The organism is Haloarchaeobius ordinarius (genome assembly GCF_051801355.1).
Taxonomy (GTDB): Archaea; Halobacteriota; Halobacteria; order Halobacteriales; family Natrialbaceae; genus Haloarchaeobius.
Genome location: NZ_CP196560.1, coordinates 2492087 through 2512205 on the forward strand (window position 1 = coordinate 2492087; position 20119 = coordinate 2512205).

General features: G+C 65.3%; 22 protein-coding genes. 11 read left to right on the forward strand and 11 right to left on the reverse strand.

All coding sequences use genetic code 11. The features are described from left to right. Window positions 1-330: 330 nt before the first annotated feature. Window positions 331-1410, forward strand: a complete 1080-nt coding sequence (locus tag ACSC1R_RS13010) for an ATP-NAD kinase family protein (protein ID WP_439026162.1) — start codon at window positions 331-333, stop codon at window positions 1408-1410. Window positions 1411-1560: 150 nt separating this feature from the next. Next, the gene (locus ACSC1R_RS13015) at window positions 1561-2592 is read left to right on the forward strand and encodes a PhoU domain-containing protein (protein ID WP_439026163.1); all 1032 of its coding nucleotides are present in this window, start codon (window positions 1561-1563) and stop codon (window positions 2590-2592) included. Window positions 2593-2667: 75 nt separating this feature from the next. Here the strand turns inward: ACSC1R_RS13015 and ACSC1R_RS13020 are convergent, their stop codons facing one another. From ACSC1R_RS13020 to ACSC1R_RS13030, 3 genes are all read right to left on the reverse strand, one after another. Further along, a complete protein-coding gene (locus ACSC1R_RS13020) occupies window positions 2668-3123 on the reverse strand; it encodes a DUF7528 family protein (protein ID WP_439028718.1) in 456 nt (151 codons plus the stop codon). A gap of 154 nt (window positions 3124-3277) precedes the next feature. Continuing rightward, window positions 3278-3721 carry a DUF7528 family protein gene (locus ACSC1R_RS13025; RefSeq protein WP_439028719.1) on the reverse strand — a complete coding sequence of 148 codons (444 nt, stop codon included), beginning with the start codon at window positions 3719-3721 and terminating at the stop codon, window positions 3278-3280. A gap of 45 nt (window positions 3722-3766) precedes the next feature. After that, on the reverse strand, window positions 3767-5065 hold the full coding sequence (locus tag ACSC1R_RS13030; protein WP_439026164.1) for an LEA type 2 family protein: 1299 nt from the start codon (window positions 5063-5065) through the stop codon (window positions 3767-3769). 106 nt (window positions 5066-5171) lie between these two features. Between ACSC1R_RS13030 and ACSC1R_RS13035 the strand changes: the two genes are divergently transcribed. The 4 genes from ACSC1R_RS13035 to ACSC1R_RS13050 all read left to right on the forward strand — a co-directional run bounded on the left by ACSC1R_RS13035 (window position 5172) and on the right by ACSC1R_RS13050 (window position 6961). Continuing rightward, window positions 5172-5390 (forward strand): DUF7525 family protein, encoded by a 219-nt coding sequence (locus ACSC1R_RS13035; RefSeq protein ID WP_439026165.1) that lies wholly within the window; start codon window positions 5172-5174, stop codon window positions 5388-5390. A gap of 61 nt (window positions 5391-5451) precedes the next feature. Further along, window positions 5452-5676 (forward strand): DUF7123 family protein, encoded by a 225-nt coding sequence (locus ACSC1R_RS13040; protein ID WP_439026166.1) that lies wholly within the window; start codon window positions 5452-5454, stop codon window positions 5674-5676. A 44-nt stretch (window positions 5677-5720) separates the two neighbouring features. Next, window positions 5721-6155, forward strand: a complete 435-nt coding sequence (locus ACSC1R_RS13045; protein WP_439026167.1) for an SRPBCC family protein — start codon at window positions 5721-5723, stop codon at window positions 6153-6155. After that, entirely contained in the window at window positions 6152-6961 is an 810-nt protein-coding gene (locus ACSC1R_RS13050) for a carbon-nitrogen family hydrolase (protein ID WP_439026168.1), read from the forward strand. The genes ACSC1R_RS13045 and ACSC1R_RS13050 overlap by 4 nt, the downstream gene beginning before the upstream one ends. A 273-nt stretch (window positions 6962-7234) precedes the next feature. Here the strand turns inward: ACSC1R_RS13050 and ACSC1R_RS13055 are convergent, their stop codons facing one another. The 4 genes from ACSC1R_RS13055 to ACSC1R_RS13070 form a co-directional block, all read right to left on the reverse strand. Then, entirely contained in the window at window positions 7235-7387 is a 153-nt protein-coding gene (locus ACSC1R_RS13055; protein ID WP_439026169.1) for a hypothetical protein, read from the reverse strand. A 198-nt stretch (window positions 7388-7585) separates the two neighbouring features. Next, window positions 7586-9124, reverse strand: coding sequence for an aldehyde dehydrogenase family protein (locus ACSC1R_RS13060; protein WP_439026170.1), 1539 nt, complete (start codon window positions 9122-9124; stop codon window positions 7586-7588). A gap of 69 nt (window positions 9125-9193) precedes the next feature. Beyond that, complete coding sequence (locus tag ACSC1R_RS13065) at window positions 9194-9991, reverse strand: RIO1 family regulatory kinase/ATPase domain-containing protein (RefSeq protein WP_439026171.1); 798 nt, start codon at window positions 9989-9991, stop codon at window positions 9194-9196. Window positions 9992-10060: 69 nt separating this feature from the next. After that, window positions 10061-12940 (reverse strand): DUF4350 domain-containing protein, encoded by a 2880-nt coding sequence (locus ACSC1R_RS13070; protein WP_439026172.1) that lies wholly within the window; start codon window positions 12938-12940, stop codon window positions 10061-10063. A 216-nt stretch (window positions 12941-13156) separates the two neighbouring features. Here ACSC1R_RS13070 and ACSC1R_RS13075 point away from each other — a divergent pair, with 216 nt between their 5' ends. Continuing rightward, a complete protein-coding gene (locus ACSC1R_RS13075) occupies window positions 13157-14299 on the forward strand; it encodes an acyl-CoA dehydrogenase family protein (RefSeq protein ID WP_439026173.1) in 1143 nt (380 codons plus the stop codon). 67 nt (window positions 14300-14366) lie between these two features. Next, window positions 14367-14735, forward strand: a complete 369-nt coding sequence (locus ACSC1R_RS13080) for a hypothetical protein (RefSeq protein ID WP_439026174.1) — start codon at window positions 14367-14369, stop codon at window positions 14733-14735. A 36-nt stretch (window positions 14736-14771) separates the two neighbouring features. Here the strand turns inward: ACSC1R_RS13080 and ACSC1R_RS13085 are convergent, their stop codons facing one another. The 3 genes from ACSC1R_RS13085 to ACSC1R_RS13095 all read right to left on the reverse strand — a co-directional run bounded on the left by ACSC1R_RS13085 (window position 14772) and on the right by ACSC1R_RS13095 (window position 17316). Further along, a complete protein-coding gene (locus ACSC1R_RS13085; protein WP_439026175.1) occupies window positions 14772-15026 on the reverse strand; it encodes a hypothetical protein in 255 nt (84 codons plus the stop codon). 110 nt (window positions 15027-15136) lie between these two features. Further along, window positions 15137-16393, reverse strand: a complete 1257-nt coding sequence (locus tag ACSC1R_RS13090; RefSeq protein WP_439026176.1) for a Glu/Leu/Phe/Val family dehydrogenase — start codon at window positions 16391-16393, stop codon at window positions 15137-15139. An 80-nt stretch (window positions 16394-16473) separates the two neighbouring features. Continuing rightward, complete coding sequence (locus ACSC1R_RS13095; RefSeq protein WP_439026177.1) at window positions 16474-17316, reverse strand: HpcH/HpaI aldolase/citrate lyase family protein; 843 nt, start codon at window positions 17314-17316, stop codon at window positions 16474-16476. Between the two features lie 97 nt (window positions 17317-17413). On the opposite strand from ACSC1R_RS13095, the gene ACSC1R_RS13100 reads away from it, so the two are divergent. Further along, window positions 17414-17821 carry a hypothetical protein gene (locus ACSC1R_RS13100; protein ID WP_439026178.1) on the forward strand — a complete coding sequence of 136 codons (408 nt, stop codon included), beginning with the start codon at window positions 17414-17416 and terminating at the stop codon, window positions 17819-17821. A 44-nt stretch (window positions 17822-17865) separates the two neighbouring features. Next, window positions 17866-18051 (forward strand): hypothetical protein, encoded by a 186-nt coding sequence (locus ACSC1R_RS13105; protein WP_439026179.1) that lies wholly within the window; start codon window positions 17866-17868, stop codon window positions 18049-18051. On the opposite strand, the gene gdhB is transcribed toward ACSC1R_RS13105, so the two are convergent. Further along, entirely contained in the window at window positions 18048-19331 is a 1284-nt protein-coding gene (gene gdhB / locus ACSC1R_RS13110; RefSeq protein ID WP_439026180.1) for a glutamate dehydrogenase GdhB, read from the reverse strand. The two genes, ACSC1R_RS13105 and gdhB, sit on opposite strands and share 4 nt — an antisense overlap. A 299-nt stretch (window positions 19332-19630) precedes the next feature. On the opposite strand from gdhB, the gene ACSC1R_RS13115 reads away from it, so the two are divergent. Then, the gene (locus ACSC1R_RS13115) at window positions 19631-20104 is read left to right on the forward strand and encodes a MaoC family dehydratase (protein ID WP_439026181.1); all 474 of its coding nucleotides are present in this window, start codon (window positions 19631-19633) and stop codon (window positions 20102-20104) included. Window positions 20105-20119 lie beyond the last annotated feature (15 nt).

Below are 20119 nucleotides of genomic sequence, written 5' to 3' on the forward strand. Positions count from 1 at the left end.
ATAGCGATGTCGTCAGTTCAATTCGTGTAGATGTGGTAGAGCCAGCCCACCGTGACGAGCAGGCTCGCAACCAGTACCACCCAGCCGGTTCCTTCGAAGGGGACGTGTTCCGCCAGTAGGACGTTCATATCGGGGGCGTACCGACTGCGGTGGCTTAAGCGTTCACATCCGTCGCAGGGTGCAGTGTGCCGTCCGAACCGGCGAGACCCCCTCGTCCTGGCGACACAGCCGGTTCTCAACACCCTGGTCGTCGAACCGTGACGAACCCGAACGACGTGCAAGACTCACGGAAGCGGGGTCTTTTTCCACCCGAGGGCGTAAGGTCGGGATATGCGAATCGGGGTCGTCGTCAACCCTATCGCCGGCATGGGCGGCCGTGTCGGGCTGAAGGGGACCGACGGGAAAGTCGACGAGGCACGAGCGAGAGGAGCCGAACAGCGCGCACCGGGCCGTGCAGTCGAAGCGCTATCCGCGCTCCGGACAGCGGCGGCCGACGACCTGACCGTCCTCACCGCGGCGGGACAGCTCGGCGCGGACGAGTGTGCCGAGGCCAGCCTCGACGCCGAGGTGGTCTACGCACCCGACGACGACCTCAACGCCGACGAGACGACGGCCGACGACACCCGGGCCGCCGTCTCCGCGTTCCTCGAGCAGGGTGTCGACCTCGTGTTGTTCGTGGGCGGCGACGGGACCGCGGTCGACGTGGCCGAAACCATCCAGGCCGCCGGGAGTGACGTCCCGATGCTTGGCGTCCCCGCGGGCGTGAAGATATACTCCTCCGTGTTCGGCGTCACACCGCGGGACGCGGGCCGCATCGCGGCGACCTTCGACCGGGTCGCCGACCGCGAGGTGAACGACATCGACGAAGACGCCTATCGGGGCGGCGAGGTCCACACGGAACTGAAAGCCGTAGTCAGCGTCCCGGTCGCCGCCGAAGTCCAGTCGTCGAAACAGGTCGGGGGCGGGACCGTCGAGTCCCTCGCCGCCGGGTTCGTCGACGAGGTCGACCCCGAGGTGACGTACGTACTCGGTCCCGGTAGCACGGTCGGTGCCATCAAGCGAGCGCTCGGCTTCGAGCCGTCACCGCTCGGCGTGGACGTCTGGCGCGACGGCGAGGTGGTGGTCCGTGACGGAACCGAGGCCGAACTACTCGCCGCACTCGGCGACCGGAACGAAATCGTCGTCTCACCGATCGGCGGGCAGGGATTCATCTTCGGCCGCGGCAACCACCAGATCTCGCCCGACGTCATCCGCCGGTCGACCCTGACCGTCGTCGCCTCCCGCGAGAAACTCGACGGCGTCGGCGTCCTCCGCGTCGACACCGACGACGACGAGGTCGACGAATCGCTCCGGGGCTGGCAGAAAGTCCGGGTCGGCCGGTACGAACATCGACTCCTCAAGGTCGTCTAAGCCCACTGAGCGGGTCGCTCCCCCGGTGAACTGCCACATCGTCACGTGGGACTGCCCGGAGAATGATAAGACAGGCTAGTATTATCTCATGGGGCGAAATATAATGAATGGGTAGTCAGATATAAGGTCATCCTCTGGTTATGGGTCTCCATGGAAACACGGAAGGTGCAACGGCTCGGGCCGTCCACGCTCGCGATGACGCTGCCCGCCGAGTGGGCCAAGGAACACGGCGTCGAGAAAGGCGACGAGGTCTCCCTCCGCATGGGTGGGAAGGGGACACTCACCGTCATGCCGGAGTCGGCGAACACCGAGGAGTCGGAGGCGATCATCCACGCGGACAACCTGGACGCTGACGCGGTCGAACGAGCCATCGTGGCGCAGTACGTACTGGGCCGACGCGTCATCCGTGTCGAGTACGCCGACGGGACGCTTCCGTCGGACCACATCAACGCGGTCTACCGTGCCGAGACACAGCTCATGGGTCTCGGCGTCATCGAGGAGACACCCGAGAGCATCTCCATTCGCTGTTCCGTCGACCCCGAGGACTTCACCCTCGACAACCTGCTGGGCCGCCTGGAATCGACCGGGAGCACCATGCGTGGTGAGGCCATCAAGGCGCTCGCCCACGGCAACCCCGACCTCGCCCAGCGCGCGCTCAACCGCGAGCGCCAGGCGAACAAGATTTTCGTCCTGATGCTGCGGCTCATCTTCACGGCCTACCAGAACCCGAACCTCGCCCGTGCGGTCGGTCTCGACTCTGGGTTCCCGCTCATCGGCTACCGCTCCATCGCGAAGAACCTGGAACTCACTGCCGACAACGCAGAGGACATCGCCGAAATCGTCCTCGAAGCCGAGGGGCACACCCTCGACGTGGACTCGGGGACGATGCGGCGCATCCGCGAGTTCACCGAGCAGGTCGACGAGATAACCCGGCTCGCCGTCGAGTCCGCGGTCGAACGGGACTACATGAAGACCATCGAGGTCCGCAAACTGTTCCACGAGATCGGCGACCGGGAGCGGGAGATCTTGAACGACCTCCCCGAGATGGACAACGACGACCTGCTACAGGTCCGTGAGGTCCTCGTCAGCCTCCAGCAGACCGCACAGTACGCCATGCGGAACGCGGAAATCGCGGCCAACCTCGCACTCAACGAGGAGTCCGAACACACGACCATCAACTGAGGCAGCGAGCCTCGGAGTGGATTTTTCGAAGCGGGTCGGCTAGCTGTCTCCCTGTCTGGACCGCGAGCGCCGACGTCAGTCCGCAGACACCTCCTCGAACTCGCTCGCTGCGGTCGACGGTTCCGTGTGCGACCCACGTTTCGTCGCGGTCAACGGACGCCGGCAGGATATCTCACAGTCGAACTCGGGATGCTCGGCGAGGTGTCTGACCAGCAGGTGTCGGCGCGAGCCGGTGATGCCAGTTCGCCCGACCGCATCGGCCCCGAACTCGGCTGGGAGCCGGTCGTAGAGCCGTTGGACCTCCCTGAAGCTGTCGAACACCTTCGTGTTCCCGGCTGAGTCGGCAGCGCGTCGCGTCACCTCGTAGGAACCGTCTGCTCGGTAGACACAGGCGGTCCTGAAGAACTCGCGTCTGTCGACCAGCGCGTCGCCGATGCGTTCTTGCAGCGCCAACGCTTCGCGGCGGGTCAGTTCGCGTCGCTCGTCACCGACTTCGAGGACGACCGATTCACACTCGGCGGTCACTGTAATCTCAGTACCGTCGGAAAACTCGACCAGGAGAGTGGGTACTCCGGTTCATACTCACGGCTGACTTCGTGACCACCAATAAATGTACCGTCCTGACAGGTCCATTCGGCGTCGGTCGACCGGCGTGAGGACGGTCGCGATGGCTTCGGTCGCGGCGTCAGTCGGCCGACGCCGGAACCTCCGTCTCGACGTCGCTCGCTGGCGACGTCTTCTGGACCGTCAGCGGGCTGCGACTCGTTATCTCGCAGTCGAAGCTGGGATGTTCCGCGAAGTGGCGGACCATCATGTGTCGACGCGAGCCGGTGATGCCGGTCCGCCCGACGGCCTCCGCGCCGAACTCGTCAGGCAAGCGGTTGTACAGCCGCTTGACTTCCGTGAAGTTCTCGAACACCTTCGCGTTGCCCGAGGAGTCCGCACCACGTCTCGTCACTTCGTAAGAGCCGTCCTCGCGATGGACGCCTGCGGTTCGGAAGAACTCGCGGCGCTCGACGAGCGCGTCGCCGATCTGCGATTGCAGCGCGACCGCTTCGCGTCTGGACAGCGTCTGTTCTGTACCACCGATAGAAACGACGATCGATTCACAGTCCGAGGTTACTGTGATGTCTTCACCGTCGGAGAACTCGACCAGGAGAGTGGGTACTCCGGTTCATGTATCCAACCATGCGAGAGCATTCGCATTAAGGCTGTCGCCGGTGACACCTATCGCCAGTAACCCACCGTCGTCCGTCGTGGTCCTCGACCCGTCGTCGGTGGCCGTCTCAGAACCGTCGTCCGTGGCTGTCCCCGACCCGCCGCTGGTGGCCGTCCCAGAACCGTCGTCCGCCGTGCTGGTGGTCGTGGTCGTCCCTGACTGGTCGGTGTCGTCTTCGCTGGCGTTCTCGTCACCCTCGTCACTGGCACTGTCCTCGCCTGCAGCGGTTTCGTTCCCTGCCGTCGACCCGTCCTTCGTCCCGAAGATGTCCGTCTCGATGGTCTCGCGGTGCGTGAACGCGTCCATCGGGACGGTTACCTTGGTTCCGCTCACTTCGAGCGTCGCGTCGAACTCGATACGGAGCTGGGTCACCTGGTCGTTCTGGACGTGAGTCACCCACCACTCGTCGAGCCGGTCGTTCTCGATGCGGGTCACCGTCCGGACCTGCGTGACCTCGCCGGGCTGGAGGACGTACTCCTGCGTGTTCGTCCCGTTCCCGACCGTCAGCTCGTTCATGAATATCGCGTAGTCTATCTGTGATATCGGAATCGGGTACGGCTTGGGGTTGTAGATGTAGAAGTCGAGGACGATCGGCGTCGTCTCGTTCGTGGCGTTCCCCCACTGGCCCGCGGTCTCGTTGACGTAGAGGACCGGGTCGGAGACAAGCGGCTGGTCGGCGTTCACCTCCCGTGTCTCCGTCGAGTTGAACGACGACAGCATGTCGGTCTGTATCGAACGCTTCTGTGTGGGCACCGAGAACGACCGACCGACGAGCCCAGCGTTCAGCCTCGCGTCGATGGCGACCTGCGTCTGCTCGTCGTTCTGGATGTGACTGGCCCACCACGCGGGAATCTTCTCGTTCTGCAGGTCGGTCCGCAACTCGAGCGTGGAGTTCCCCGGCGGCGTCTGGATGTTCTCCTTCCGGCCGGTCGCCATCGTGATACCGTTCATCCCTATCTCGTAGTCGGCGGTCACGTCGAGGAAACCGCTCCCGATGGGATTCGGGTTGTGAACGCCGATTTCGGAGACGACGACCGTCGTCGATTCGTTCACGTCGCCGAAACGGTTCTCCACACCGTCGACAGAGGGGGCCCCGACGCCCACGACGGCGACGAGCAGGCCGACGATGACCACGAGCGAGACGACGCCCGTGGCGGCGATGCGGAGTTTGCTCCCGAACAGCAGTCCAGTTACGCCCGCGCCATCGCCGGCGTCGGGGCCCGATGCAGCGGTCTCCTCTGTCCCGTCTACCATCTCGCTATCCTCCATGCCCTGCCAAGGTAAACCTCTTGCATCTACGTGCGTAGGGTCGCCGACCGGGACAGTGAGAACTAAGGCCCTCCCCCCGAAAGCGACGGACATGACCGCGACTTCGACCGACTCGTCCGACCGGGGCATCGGCTTCGGTGCCATCTTCGGCGCCGTGACTGCACTGAGCGCCGCCGGGATGGTCACGTTCGGCATCACCTACCTCCAGACCGGAGAGCACGGCGCACAGGAACTCGGCGCGTTCGCGTTCGCCGCCGCCGTCATCTTCGCCATGCTCGCCGTGTTCACAATCCAGTGGTACGAGGCCTGAACGCCACCCCTGTCCGAGCGAAAATCGTTATGTGTTTCAAAAACGTATCTCCCTCTAGACGATGAGCGATTACTCTGACGAAGAGCAGCGGATTCTCGCCTACCTGCGCGACAGCGTGTCCAGGGGCGAACAGTACTTCCGCGCGAAGAACATCGCGGACGCTATCGGCCTGTCCTCGAAGCAGGTCGGGACTCGCCTGCCACGCCTCGCCGAGAAGACAGACGACGTGGAGATCGAGAAGTGGGGACGGTCTCGGTCGACCACCTGGAAAGTAACGCTCGGCTAAGCTGATTCCACGACGTTTTTACCGATATAGCCACCAGATGGCATATGACAGTCCGGGTAGAGCGGACGTTCGAGTTTCCGGTACGCCCCGAACGCGTCTGGGAGTTCATCGTGGACCCAGAGCTCCGGGCGCGCCCCATCAGCGTCGTCGCCGGATTCGAACTCGACGACGACGAGGGACGGGAAGCGACCTGGCACGTCAAACTCCCCATCCCCTTGCTCAACAGGACGGCGACAGTCCGGACACGAGACGTCGAACGGCGCGAGCCGGAGTTCGTGAAGTTCGTCGGGCGCTCGCGCGTGATGCGCGTGACCGGTGAACACGAGATTACCCCCACCGAGGAGGGGTGTACACTCAGGAACCAGTTCGTCGTGGACGGCAAGCTCCCGGGCGTGGAACGATACTTCAAATCTCACCTGGACGGTGAACTCGACAACCTCGAAGCCGCGCTGCGGGAGTACCTGGAGCTACCAGCATGAGACTCGCACTGGCACAGATCGCGGTGAAAGCGGCGGACATCGAGGGGAACCTCGCGCGTGCGGAGGAAGCCATCGAGACGGCCGCCGGCCGTGGTGCTGACCTCGTCGCGCTCCCGGAGCTGTTCAACGTGGGCTACTTCGCGTTCGACGTGTACGCCCGGAACGCGGAGGGGCTGCGCGACAGGACACTCACACGGCTGTCGGACGCTGCCCTCGAGAACGACGTGGCCATCCTGGCCGGGAGCATCGTCGAGGACCTCGGGCGCACCAGAGACCAGACCGACGTCTACACACCGGTGGACGAGGGGCTGGCCAACACTTCGGTGCTGTTCGACGCCGAAGGAGAGCGAAAGCTGGTCTACCGCAAACACCACCTGTTCGGCTACGAGTCCGCCGAGACTGGCCTGTTGACACCCGGCCACCGCGTTCCGGTGGCCGACCTCGGTGGCTTCACCATCGGGGTGACGACCTGTTACGACCTCCGGTTCCCCGAACTCTACCGCGACCTGCAAGAGAAAGGCGCCGACATGGTACTCGTCCCGTCGGCGTGGCCGTACCCCCGCGTCGAACACTGGCAAACGCTTCCCCGGGCTCGCGCCATCGAGAACCTCTCGTACGTCGCGACCATCAACGGGAGCGCCGACTTCGAGGACGCGACCCTGGTCGGCCGTTCGACCGTCTTCGACCCGTGGGGGACCCCCGTCGCGACGACCGACGACCGCCCGGACGTCGTCTACGCCGACGCCGACCTTGCCGAAATCGACCGCGTGCGCCAGGAGTTCCCCGCGCTCGACGACCGGCGATGACCGCCGTGCCGAAGCCACGGCATTTATACGTGAGGGCGGCGAAGACCGTAATGCCGGTTAGACGCTTTTCACGTCGATTCCGGCAAACGCCCGTCGCACCTACGCCCGCGCCCACAGTCTGTTCCGCGGGGCTACCTAGGAGCCTAGCGCGGAACGGACATCTCGCCTCTCGTCCTCATCTCTCACAGTAACTGGTTCGCGGACGACGAGACCGGTCTCGTCACGCACAGCCGTCGGTTCTCCCGAAAATCGTGTCTCGTCTCGTGAGACGAGTCAGTGTCGCCGTCGATAGAGTTCGCGCTCGGTCTCGATGGCGCGTCGCTGCACCGAGTCGAGTGCTTTCTCTCGGTCGTCCATGGATACGTCGGCTCGTTCGGGGTCCCCGCGCAGCACCCGCGACAATCGCGACCGAACGCGACTAAACATGTTAACGTTTAACACAGCAACTGTAATAAATGTTGGTGGGCCGGCTGGTTTCCCAGCGGCGGCGTGACGCGCCCGGCGGTGACGGTCCGCGAAGGCGCCACCGGGACGTAGTACTGGGTTCCGTGAGAGAGCGGTTGCTCAGCGGCGGACGACAGACAGAAAAATCGACGGACACGGCCTGTCGGCGGGTCTCCTCGTTCAGTCGTCGTCGGAAGTCGTCTTGATGTCCGCAGACAGCCCCTGTGCCATCTCGATGTCCTTCGAGTTGTTGAGCGTCCAGGCGGTACGCTCGGTGACGGCCTCGATGACCTCACGGGCCGAGGGGTAACCGTTGCCGGACTTCTTGACGCCACCGAACGGCAGGTGGACCTCGGCACCGATGCACGGCAGGTTGCCGTACGCGAGGCCGATTTCGGCGTTGTCACGGAAGTAGTTGATCTGGCGGTAGTCCTCGGAGATGATGGCACCGGCGAGCCCGTACGGCGTGTCGTTGTGAATCTCGACGGCGTCCTCGATGTCACCCGAGTACTTCATCAGGGCGACGTGCGGGCCGAAGCACTCCTCCTTGATGCAGCGGAGGTCCGTGTCGTAGTCGATCTCGTAGACGAACGGGCCGACCCAGTTGCCGTCTTCGTGGCCCTCGGGAATCTCGCTGTCCTCGAGTTCGAAGCGGTCGACGAGGACGTTCGCGCCCTCCTTCTCGGCCATCTCGTTGTGGCGGCCGATCTTCTCGACGTGCTCGGGCTCGATAGCCGGGCCCATGAAGGTGTCCTCCGAGAGCGGGTCGCCGACAGAGATGTCCTTCGCGATGTCGACGTAGCGCTCTTTGAACTCGTCGTAGACGTCCTCGTGGACGATGAGGCGCTCGGAGGAGACACAGCGCTGGCCGGTCGTCTTGAAGCTCGACATCACTGCGGAGTGGACGGCGACGTCTAAGTCCGCCTTCTCCGTGATGACGATGCCGTTCTTGCCACCCATCTCACACGCGGCGAGCTTGCCGGGCATGCCGCCGACCTTCGAGGCGACCTCGTTGCCGACTTCCGCGGAGCCCGTGAACAGGACGGTGTCGGTGCGGTCGTCGTCGACGATCTGTGCGCCAGCGTCGCCGAAGCCCTGCACCATGTTGAACACGCCGTCAGGGATGCCGGCGTCCTCGAACATCTCCGCGATGATCTGGGCGCACCACGGCGTCTGCTCGGCGGGCTTGAACACGACGGTGTTGCCCTCGACGAGCGCGACGGCCATGTGCCAGAACGGGATGGCGACCGGGAAGTTCCACGGGGTGATGCAGCCGACGACGCCGCGGGGTTTGCGGCGCATGTAGGCGTCCTTGCTCGGAATCTCGGAGGGGATGACGTCGCCTTTCGGGTGGCGGGCGTCGCCAGCGGCCCACTCGACCATGTGGTACGCCTCGATGACGTCGGCACGGCCCTCGGAGATCTCTTTCCCGCACTCCTTGGTGACGACCTCGGCAAGCTCTTCGGTGCGCTCGCGGAGCTCGTGGTAGATCTCCCAGAGGTACTCGGCGCGGTCGATGTGCGAGAGTTCCTTCCACTCCTCGAACGCGTCGTCGGCAGCCTGGAGGGCTGTCTCTACGTCTTCCGGTGTGCCGCGGACGAACTCACCGAGCGTCTCACCCGTCGCCGGGTTCTCGCTCGTGAACGTCTCTTCGCTCGTACCGTCGGTCCACTCGCCGCCGATGTAGTGCTGGTAGGTTTCGGTGGCCTGCTGGCTCATATCTGGCAAAATTTTCGCTGGGGGCTACTAAAAAGCCTGCTATGTGACCATCCCCCGTGTCGGCCTGTCTCAGTTCGCGACCTTCTCGATCTCGCCTTTGACCAGCGCCGCATCGAAATCGTGGTCGGGGCGGAGCTTGACGAAATCGAGGAACTCGCGGGCGGCGAGCAGGTCGGTGGTCGGGTACACCGACGCGGCGATACGGACCGTCTCTCGCGCGCTGAGCATCGGGACGAGGACCGCCATCGCACAGGCGAGATCGTACGCGCGTGCGCCGGCGAGACCTTCCTGCCGGACGCTGGTCGCGTCGATGAAGTACACCTCGCCGTCGACCACGAGGACGTTCTCCGCTCGCAGGTCGCCGTGGGCGAGCCCGTGGGTGTGGAGTTCGTGTAGGACCTGGAACAGCGATTCTGCGAGGGCAGGCGCCTCGCTCGGTGGGACGTCGTTCAGCGTCCGGAACGCGGGCAGGTACTCGAGGACGAGAACGCCGAGGTCACCGACGGCGAACGCCTCGACCGGTTCGGGGGCGTTCAACCCGATGTCGCGCATCCGCCGGGTCGCCTCCAGCTCGTGTTCGGCCATCTGGAGCGGCCCGTCGAAGCGGTCGAAGAAACCCTCGGTCCCCGAGGAGAACACGCCGAGGTTGCGGCCGGTGGTAAAGAGCGCGTGGACCAGCGCGTTCTGGGGCGTGATGACCTTCACGAACCAGCGGTCGTCGATGACCAGTGGCGTCGAGAGCCAGTTGTCGGCGTCGAGGAACTCGATGCGGACGCCGTCGTCGGGCGACCGGCGGGCAAGCTCTCTGCCCACTCGTTCGAGGTCGTCCCACGGGATGGTCCCACGAACCCAGTTCCGCAACGGCACGTCGGAAGCAAACGCGATGGGCGGTAAAAACAGTTCGGCCGGGGGACTGGGGTGTCGGCTATCGACCGCTCAGTGCGTCTTCCCCTTCGGACCCTTTCCCGGTTTCTTGTCCTTCGGCCCCTTCGGGCCGTTGCCGGGTTCGTCCGCGTTCTCGCCCCACGCCTCGGGCGTGACGGCGTCGGTCACGTCGACCGCCGGGTTGAACGAGCCGGTGACCGGGATGGTCGGGTCGTCGTTCACGTTCGCGCTCGGGTCGGTGACGGCGTCGCCCGAGAGCCGGAGCTTCGAGCCGAGTGCAGCGGCCACCGCGTTCAGGTTCTCGCGTGCGTCCGCGGGAGCGGCCGCGTCGCCCAGCAGGACGACCGACCCGCCGCGGGCCCGGAACCGTGCGAGCGAGTCGAGTTCGGCGTCCGAGAGCGCCGCGGTCGGGGTGGTGACGAGCATCGCCCGGGCTTCTGCGAGGCGGTCCGAGGTCAGGTCGTTCACCTGCTCGAAGCCGATGCCGACGCCTTCGAGGAAGCGCTGGTAGTACGCCGCGTCCTCACTGGAGAGCGCGTAGTCAGCGGCGAACTGGCCGTGGCCGCCGTCGACGAGCACGTCACCGTCCCGGGCCGAGAGCGAGTCGAGCAGGTTCGTCAGGAAGACGAAGTTCTCGTAGTTCGCCGTGGAGACCGCGAACTCCTCGTCGGCCTCGTAGGACTCGTCGACGAGCAGCCCGCCGACCATCGCGACGCGCTTGCCGCGGTCGACGGCCGCCAGCGGCGCACCCGGTGTCGAGGCGGAGTCGGCTGCGAAGGCGGCGACGTGGCCGCGGCCGAGCGTCCCGCGAGAGACGGTGACGCGCGCTGCGTTCGGCACGAAGATGGACTCGACGTCGCGGTTGCGGATGGCGGGCGAGTTCTCGGGGTCGCTCTGGGACCAGACGCCGCGACCGGACTGGCGGGCCTCGTTCTCCGCGGTCCAGAACGACTCGTGTCGGGAGAGCCCGGAGCCATAGACGCGGGCGTAGCCCTCGGCGACGAGTCGCCGGTTGAACAGCGCGTCGCGCGAGCCGGAGCCGTCGGCGTCGTAGCCGATGTAGCCGAGCAGGCGGCCGAAGGCGTCCCTGACGCCCTCGTTCGGGTCGAACCAGAGGTCGACCGTCTGGCCCGCGAGCTGGGACTGCGCGAAGGTGGTCGCCTCGTCCGCCCAGTACGCGAGGTAGGGGTAGGTCGTCTCGTCGCCCGCACCCGGGCGGTCGGTGAAGTACGGCAGCGACTCGTCGAAGTTCGTCGTGGTCGGGCGGAACGGCGCGCCGGAGTTCTCCTCGTAGTCCATCACCTGCGAGTCGTCGAAGCCGAAGCCGAGGTCGAGGCCGACCGCGAGTTCGTTCAGCGCGTCGGTCGCGTCGTAGTTGCCGTAGTCCGACTGGTCGTGGAGGAACACCGCACCGCCCTCGCTCACGAAGTCGGCGAGCGCGTCGATTTCGGCCTGGTCGAAGCCGTACCCCGGGCTGGTGACGACGACGGCGTCGGCGTCCCCATCGTCGAGGTCGGCAACGAGGTCGTCGGTCGCGCGCAGGTCGTAGCCGTTGTCCTCGGCGTAGGCGCTGAAGCCGTCGAACTGGGAGAGCCCGTAGTACTGGCCGTGGGACTCGTCCCAGAGGACGGTCCCGCCGCCGACGAGGTCGTCCCACACGTTCAGGAGGAACTCCTCGTTGCCGTACTCGAACGGGGTGCCGTCGCTGACGAGCATCCCGCCGAAGCCGGCGACGCGGCCGTCGACCGCCGCGAGCGGAACCGGGTCGTCGCCGTAGGTCGTGGCGTCGCCGTCCCCGTCGGCGTCGCTGACGAAGGCGGACTCTTCGGCCCACACCGCGACGAGGTCGTCGTCGGTGAGTTTGCTGCCATCGGCGGCGACGAGGCAGCTGGTCGAACCGAACTGGAGCGAGGTGAGCGGGATGGACTCGGAGCCGTCGCCGAGGCCTTCCCATTCCTCGGGGCGCTCGAACTCCGAATTGAAGGCCTTCTCGGGCGTGTCGATGCCGAGCACGCGGATGGACTCGACGGTGCCGCCGGGGAAGCGCACGTCGACGGTGTCGCCGTCGGTGACGCTTACGACCTCGACCTCGTAGGTCTGGCCCACCCCGAGGTCCGGGCCGCTCGAACCGATGCCGGCGCGGTTCTCGAAGAAGTCGAACGCGTCGTTGAAGGCGGTCGTCGTCGGGACGTAGTCGACGCCCGCGTTGTTCGTGTCGTCGAACACCTGGTCGTCGTTGAAGCGGAACGCGAGGTCGACGGCCTCGGCGATGGCGTTCAGGTTGTCCGTCTGGTCGTAGTTCGAGAAGTCGGACTGGTCGTGGAGCAGGAGTGCGCCGCCGTCCGCGACGAAGTCCGCGAGGGCGCTCTTCTCGGCGTCGGAGAAGGCGTCGGCGGGCGAGGTAACGACGAGGGCGTCGGCACTACCCAGGTCGGCCGTGAGGTCGCCAGTCGCCTGTACGTCGTAGCCGTTCGCCTCGGCGTAGGACTCGAACGTCTGGAACGAGTCGAGGTCGTAGAACTGCCCGTGGGACTCGTCCCAGAGGACGGTGCCGCCACCCACGAGATCGTCCCACACGTTGAGGACGAACTCCTCGTTACCGGTCGTGAAGTCCGCGTCGTCGGGGACCAGCATCGTCCCGAACCCGGCGACCGCACCGGCGTTCGACTCGTCGACCGCCACGAGCGGGATGCGACCCGGGTACTCGACGGCGTCGTCGTCGTCATCGGCGTCGCCGTTCGTCGCGGTGTCTGCGGCCCACACCGCCACGAGCGAGTCGTCCGAAAGAGTAGACCCGTCGGCAGCGAGGAGACTGCTCGTCGAATCGAACGCCAGCGCGGGGATGGTGTCGGCGGCGGCTGTCAGTCCTGTCAGTCCAGTGCTGACCGCGGCACTGGTGGCAAGCCCGGAGAGGAATGTACGTCGTTGCACAGGGATGAAACCGAAGCATCAATTTATAAAATTTCTGCTTTTCTAATCTAAAATCATACGTGTTCTACAGAGTGATATTGTGGGGGCCGTCGACATGGGGGGAACGTACTGGCGGCACAATCCACCGACGGTAGTGCCTTCGGCTGCATGCATATCGAGGCACGGGGCCGAGCGGCGCACAGAAGGCTTTATTTTCGTTCTGGGCAAGCATTGCGTATGGACTTCACGCTGCCCGACGAGCACCGGATGATTCAGGAGGAGGTTCGTCGCTTCTGTGACGAGGAGATCGAACCCATCGCACAGGAGATAGAGAACGAACACCGCTTCCCCCAGGAGATATTCGACCAGCTCGGTCAGCTCGACGTGATGGGCGTCCCCATCTCCGAGGAGTACGGTGGCCTCGGCGGCGACACACTCATGTACGCCGTCGTCGCGGAAGAACTCGGCCGCGTCTCTGGCTCCGTCGCGCTCTCGTACGTCGCACACACCTCTCTCGCCTCGAAGCCCCTCGAACTGTTCGGGACCGACGAGCAGAAAGAGCGCTGGCTCACCCCGCTGGCCTCCGGCGAGTACATGGGCGCCTGGGCGCTCACAGAGCCCGGTAGCGGGTCGGACGCTTCCGACATGGACACCACCGCCGAGAAGGACGGCGACGAGTGGGTCATCAACGGCACCAAGCAGTTCATCACCAACGCATCCGAGGCAGGCAGCGTCCTCGTCAAGGCCGTCACCGACCCCGGCGAGGGCTACGACGGCATCTCGACGTTCATCGTCGACCCCGAGGAGGACGACGGCTTCGAGGTCACGACCATCTGGGACAAGATGGGCCTGAACGCCTCGCCCACGTGTGAAATCAAGCTCACCGACGTCCGTGTCCCCGAGGACCGCCTGCTCGGTGACGAGGGCGAGGGCTGGAAGCAGACGATGAAGACACTCGACGGCGGCCGCATCTCCATCGCCGCCATCTCGACCGGCCTCGCACAGGGCGCGTACGAAGCCGCAAAGCAGTACTCGAAAGAGCGCGAGCAGTTCGGCCAGCAGATCTGCAAGTTCGACGCCATCCGCGACAAGGTCGTCGACATGGAGCGAAAGGTCGAACGCGCCCGCCTGCTCACCCACAAGTCGGCCTGGCAGTACGACCAGGGGAAGAACGTCACCAAGTCCTCCGCGCTGGCGAAACTCGACGCGAGCGAGGCGGCCCGGAAGGTCGCCGAGGACGCGGTGCAGGTGCTCGGCGGCTACGGCTACACCGAGGACTTCTCGCCGCAGCGGTTCTACCGCGACGCCAAGCTGATGGAGATCGGCGAGGGGACCAGCGAGATTCAACACCTCGTCATCGGGCGCGAACTCGGGCTCTAATCGCGGGACGGGAGTCCGTTCCGGTCGAGCAGAAAATATTTACCGTTCTGACATTTCTACCGAGGTAATGCAAACGACTCGGCGTGCGCTTCTTTCTGGTGCGACTGTGGCAATTGTCGGCACGGTCGGCTGTGTCGGATTGGGTGGCAGCACCGACATCTCCGTCCAGAACGAGCGCGGCGAGCAGATCACAGTGACACTCGGTGTGACGACGGTCGAGGACGGGTCCGAGTTGCTGTCCGAGACGTTCGACCTCGAACCGGACGGTCGGAAGGCGTTCGAGAACGTCGTCAGTGGTTCACGTGTCAGGGTGTCCGTCGCGGTCGACGGTGGTCCCGAATCGACACACGAGTGGAGTGACGGAGAGAGCGACGCCTCGGGGCTGTTCATCGACGTCGAGTCGGATTCCGTGGAGTTCACCGAAGCCGTCGCGTGAGCAGGTGGTCGGCGGGCGGGCGAAGACGGGCCGGTATCAGAACCCGCGGCGCTCGTCGTCGTTTTGTTCTTTGAGCTTCTCCGTCGCCCGCTCGAAGTTCGCCCGCGTGGCGACGAACATCAACGCGAGGAAGACGATACCGATGACCGAGCCGAGGGTCTGGTAGCCGTTGGCGTTCAGGTACGGGAACACGAGGAGCCCGTAGGCGAACAGTGCAACGAGAAACAGCCGGTTGTGTGCCTTGAGGAAGTCGACCAGTCGCCTGTAGAGCCCCGGGTCCGAGCCACGCATACTATCGTGTGGGTTGGTACCGAAGCAAAGTGAATCCTCCGAACCGACGAGACCGGTCGGTGTCGCGAGACGGTCGAAAACGGGGAAAACGCAGGTTCGCAGTTCTCGGCTCAGGGCCAGTTGCCCGAATCGGTGTAGGCGTCGACGACGCGCTGGATGGCGTTGACGTAACACGCGGTGCGGAGGTTCGGCGTGTCGAAGGACTCGTAGGCCCCGGTCATGCGGTCGAAGGCGTCGACGATGATGGTCTCCAGTTCGTCGTTGACGCGCTCTTCGGACCACGAGAAACGCTGGCGGTTCTGGACCCACTCGAAGTACGAGACGGTGACACCGCCCGCGTTCGCGAGGATGTCCGGCACGACGTAGACGTCACGCTCGGTGAGCACGTCGTCGGCGTCGGGCGTGAGCGGCCCGTTCGCGGCCTCGACGATGATGTCCGCCTGCACTTCCTTCGCGAGGTCGCCGTCGATGGCGTTCTCCAGTGCGGCCGGGACCAGCAGGTCGACCTCCATCGTCAGCAGGTCCTCGTTCGTGAACTCCTCGGTGGCGCCCTCGTAGCCCGAGACGGAGCCTGTCTCGCGCTTGAAGTCCTTGACTGCGACGGGGTCGAAGCCGTCGGGGTTGTGGATGGCGCCGGAGGAGTCGGAGACGGCGACGATGTCCGCGCCGAGTTCGTCGATGAGCTTCGCGGCGATCCAGCCGGCGTTCCCGTAGCCCTGCACGGCGACGTGCGCCTTGCTGATGTCGCGGTCGAGGTACTCGAACACCTCGCGGGCGGCGAGCATGGTGGAGCGGCCAGTCGCCTCGACGCGCCCTTCGCTCCCGCCGGACTCGATGGCCTTGCCCGTGACGACGCCGGGTTCGGTCTTGTTCTCCAGCGTCTCGTAGGTGTGCTTGATCCAGTTCATCTCGCGCTGGCCCGTGTTCACGTCCGGCGCGGGGATGTCCTTGTCCTCGCCGATGAGCGGGCGCAGCTCCGTCGCGAACGCGCGGGTGACGCGCTCGAGTTCGCCCTCGGAGTGCTCGGACGGGTCGATGACGATACCGCCCTTGCCGCCACCGTAGGGGATGCCGACCGTGGCGCACTTGTACACCATCCACCCCGAGAGGGCCTTGACCTCGTCTCGGGTGACACCCGGGTGGTAGCGGATACCGCCCTTGTACGGGCCTCGGTCACCGTTGAACTGTGAGCGGAACGCTTTGAAGCGGCCGATGCTCCCGTCGTCCATGTCGACGGTGAGGTTCGTTTCCAGCACTCGCTCGGGGTGCTTGAGGCGTTCGAGAACGTCGTCGCCGACGTCGAGGTAGGCGGCGGCGTCGTCGATCTGCTCCTGGAGACTCTCGAAGGGATTGGCCTCGTCTGTCATCGTTCAGAACGACTCGGGGCCACGGGTTAAGCGTGGCGGAATTATAATCATAGACTACAATTAAAGCCAAACTAAGGTCCTTATATCTTCCCGGCTGCCTCGGCCCGTTCGAGCACTCGCTCGGCCTGCGCGATGAGCGGCGCGTCTATCATTTCGCCGTCGACCTGGAACACGCCACGGCCCTCGGCGTCGGCCGCGGCCTTGGCGTCGATGACGGCCTGTGCCCACTCGATGCGGTCGTCCGAGGGCGTGAACGCGTCGTTGATGACCGGGACCTGCGACGGGTGGATGGCCATCTTGCCGTCGTAGCCCAGCTGGATGGCGAAGTCGGTCTCGTCGGCCAGCCCCGCCGAATCGGAGAAGTCCGTGTAGACCGTGTCGATGGCGTCGATGTCGTGCGCCGCCGCGGCGACGACGACCTTCTCGCGGGCGTAGAGCACTTCGGTTCCCTCGCTGGTTCGTGTCGCCCCGATATCCGCCGAGAGGTCCTCGGCTCCGAAGACGAGCGCGTCGGTCGCGTCGGCTGAGGCGATGTCGGCGGCAGCGAGCACGCCAGCCGCGGATTCGACGAGCGCGAGGACCGGCGGGGTGGGCCCCTCGAACGCGTCGGCGAGTCGGTCGACGTCTGTCGCACCCGTGGCTTTCGGCAACATGAGGGCATCGAGCCGGAGGTCGCCAGCGAGGGCCTCGACGTCGGGTTCCATCCCCTCGCCGTGGGGATTCACCCGCACACAGACCTCGCACTCGGGGTCGAACTCGGGGTCGGCGAGTAGCTCACGGACCGCCTCGCGCGCCTCGGCCTTGCGCTGGGGCGCGACGGCGTCTTCGAGGTCGAAGATTATCGTGTCCGCGCCGGTTGCGGGGGCTTTGCGCATGAGTTCCGGGCGGTCACCCGGCGAGAACATGACGCTTCGTCTGACCATGGGTGGACCTGTGCACCGGCAATATTTGAAAGGTGTCGGTTCCGGGCGTCGGTCTGAGTGGCGGTTGACTTTGAGGGTTCGTGCCATTAGAGGACATATGAGTGACAACGGGGGTATCGTCCGAACCGAGTTCGAACTGCTCCCGAAGCACATCCACCCGGCCCCAGAGAACGATTCGGCGTCCGTCGATTTCTTCGCAGGTTCTCGCCAGGTTACCGTCATCGGCTACGTCTTGAATGGCGACTCCCGGCACCGACTCGTTCTGGAGGACGTCCGCGTCGAGCGAACCGGTGAAGACCGACACCTCCGCGTGACGCTCCGCATCGAACGAACAGAACCCGAACTCGTCACGACCGGGCCAGAAGTCCACGCGTATCGTTTGCTGGTCGAGTTCCCGGACCAGCTTCCGAACGAGTACCACATCACCCATCTCGACGAGAACAGCGACGAGCAGTTCGAGACGATGGAAGCGCTCATGGTCGACCCGGCGACAGTGTCGGGCTGACAATCGACACCCACAGCTATCTATCCTCCCTGACTCTTCGAAGTATGACTGAACCTTCTGGGGCCCCTGTCGGCGTGGGAATCGCGCTCGGTGTGGCAATCGGCACTGCAATCGGCGTCGCGACGGATAATCTGGCGCTCTGGCTCGGCGTCGGTATCGCCATCGGGACCGCACTCGGGGCCGGCTACTACGCGAAGCAGGAAGAGAACGATTCTGAGAACGCGAACTAGGGCCAGAGCCCGCGGGCCTCGTGAGCTTCGGCGACCCGCGAGAGTGCGACGATGTAGGTCGCCTCACGCCAGCTCACGTCGCGGGCTTCGACCTCGGCCTTGACCGCGGTCCACGCCTTCAGCATCTCCTGGTGGAGTTCCTCGTTGACGCGTTCGAGCGACCACTGGCGGCGGTTGATGTCCTGCAGCCACTCGAAGTACGAGACGGTGACCCCGCCCGCGTTCGCGAGGATGTCCGGAACGACCGGAATGTCGCGCTCCGCGAAGATCTCGTCGGCGCGGGTGGTCGTCGGGCCGTTTGCCCCCTCGACGATGAGGTCGGCCTGCACGTCGTGGGCGTTCTCGGCGGTCAGGACGTTCCCGATGGCGGCCGGGATGAGCACGTCGACGTCGAGTTCGAGCAGTTCCGCGTTCGAGAGCGACTCGGGGGCGTCGTAGCCGGAGACCATGCCGGGGCGGGCGTCGTGGTCCTCCACGTCCTGCGTGTCGAGGCCGTCGGGGTCGAAGATGGCCCCGTCCACGTCGGAGACGGCGACGACCTTCGCGCCCTTCTCGTCGAGGTAGCGGGCGGCGTACGCGCCGACCGACCCGAAGCCCTGCACCGCGACCGTGGTGTCCTCCATGTCCCAGTCGTAGTACTCGATGGCCTGCTCGGCGATGATACCGACCGAGCGGCCGGGTGACTCCTCGCGGCCGTAGGAGCCGCCGATGACCGGCGGCTTGCCCGTGACGACGCCGGGGATGGTCTCGCCCTCCTGCATCGAGTAGGCGTCCATGAACCACGCCATCTCCTGCGGGCCGGTGCCCATGTCAGGTGCAGGAATGTCGTGTTTCGGGCCGATGAGGTCGCGCAGTTCCTCGGCGAAGCGGCGGGTGAGCCGCTCCTTCTCGTCCTCGGAGAGTTCCTTGGGGTCGACGACGATGCCACCCTTGCCGCCGCCGAACGGGAGGTCCATCACGGCGCACTTCCAGGTCATCCACATCGAGAGTCCGATGCACTCCTCCTCGGTGACGCCCGGGTGGAAGCGAAGGCCACCCTTGAACGGGCCGCGGACGCTGTCGTGCTGGGCGCGGTAGCCGGTGTACACCTCGATGGAGCCGTCGTCGCGCTTCAGCGGAATGGAGACGCGCTGGACGCGGTCGGGGTGGTTGAGTCGCTCGATGGTCCCCTGGTCGACGTCCAGGTATTCGGCCGCCCGGGCGAGCTGTTGCCGGGCCGTCTCCAGGGCGCTCTCTTCGTGCTGTTCCTCCTCCTCGTCGGGAGCTGTTGCTGTTGCCATTGTCTTATGGGGTCGCCGCCGTCTGGCACCGTGGACGTGCGAGTCGTGGCTGTGGGTCACAGTGACACGACGACGGGCGAAATGGGACCGACAGACGCTGTTCCCACGCGCTGGCGGGCTGCCGGGGCATTTTCCAGACCTTCCGCGGACTGGTTGATAAATAAAACGGTTTGGGTTCGCGCATATATTACGTGCCTCTGTGCCACGGGTCGTGCGAACGATGGACGATCGTGGGACCAGTGCACAGGCAAGTGTTGCGAACCGCACCACATTTCACGGCCGGGTGAGACGATTCGCGCATGCCAGGGCTCTACTACGAGGAGTTCGAGGTCGGCGAGACCATCGAACACGAGCGCCGCCGGACCATCTCCGAGAGCGACAACCAGCGATTCTGCGACATGACGATGAACCAGCAGCCGCTGCACCTGGACGAGGCCTTTGCGGCCGAGACCCAGTTCGGCGAGCGACTGGTCAACGGTATCTACACGATGGCGCTCGCGGTCGGCATCTCCATCCCCGAGACGACCGACGGCACCATCGTGGCGAACCTCTCGTACGACGAGGTCTCGCACCCGAACCCGGTGTTCCACGGCGACACCATCCGGGTGCAGTCGACGGTGACAGACAAGCGCGAGACGAGTGACGGCGAACGCGGTATCGTCACGATGCACGTCGAGACGTTCAAACTGCCAGCAGAAGACGGTGAAGAGGAGACGCTCGTCTGCGAGTTCGACCGAACCGTACTCTCGCTGAAGCGCGAGAACGCCGAGTGACCGACGGCGAGTCGG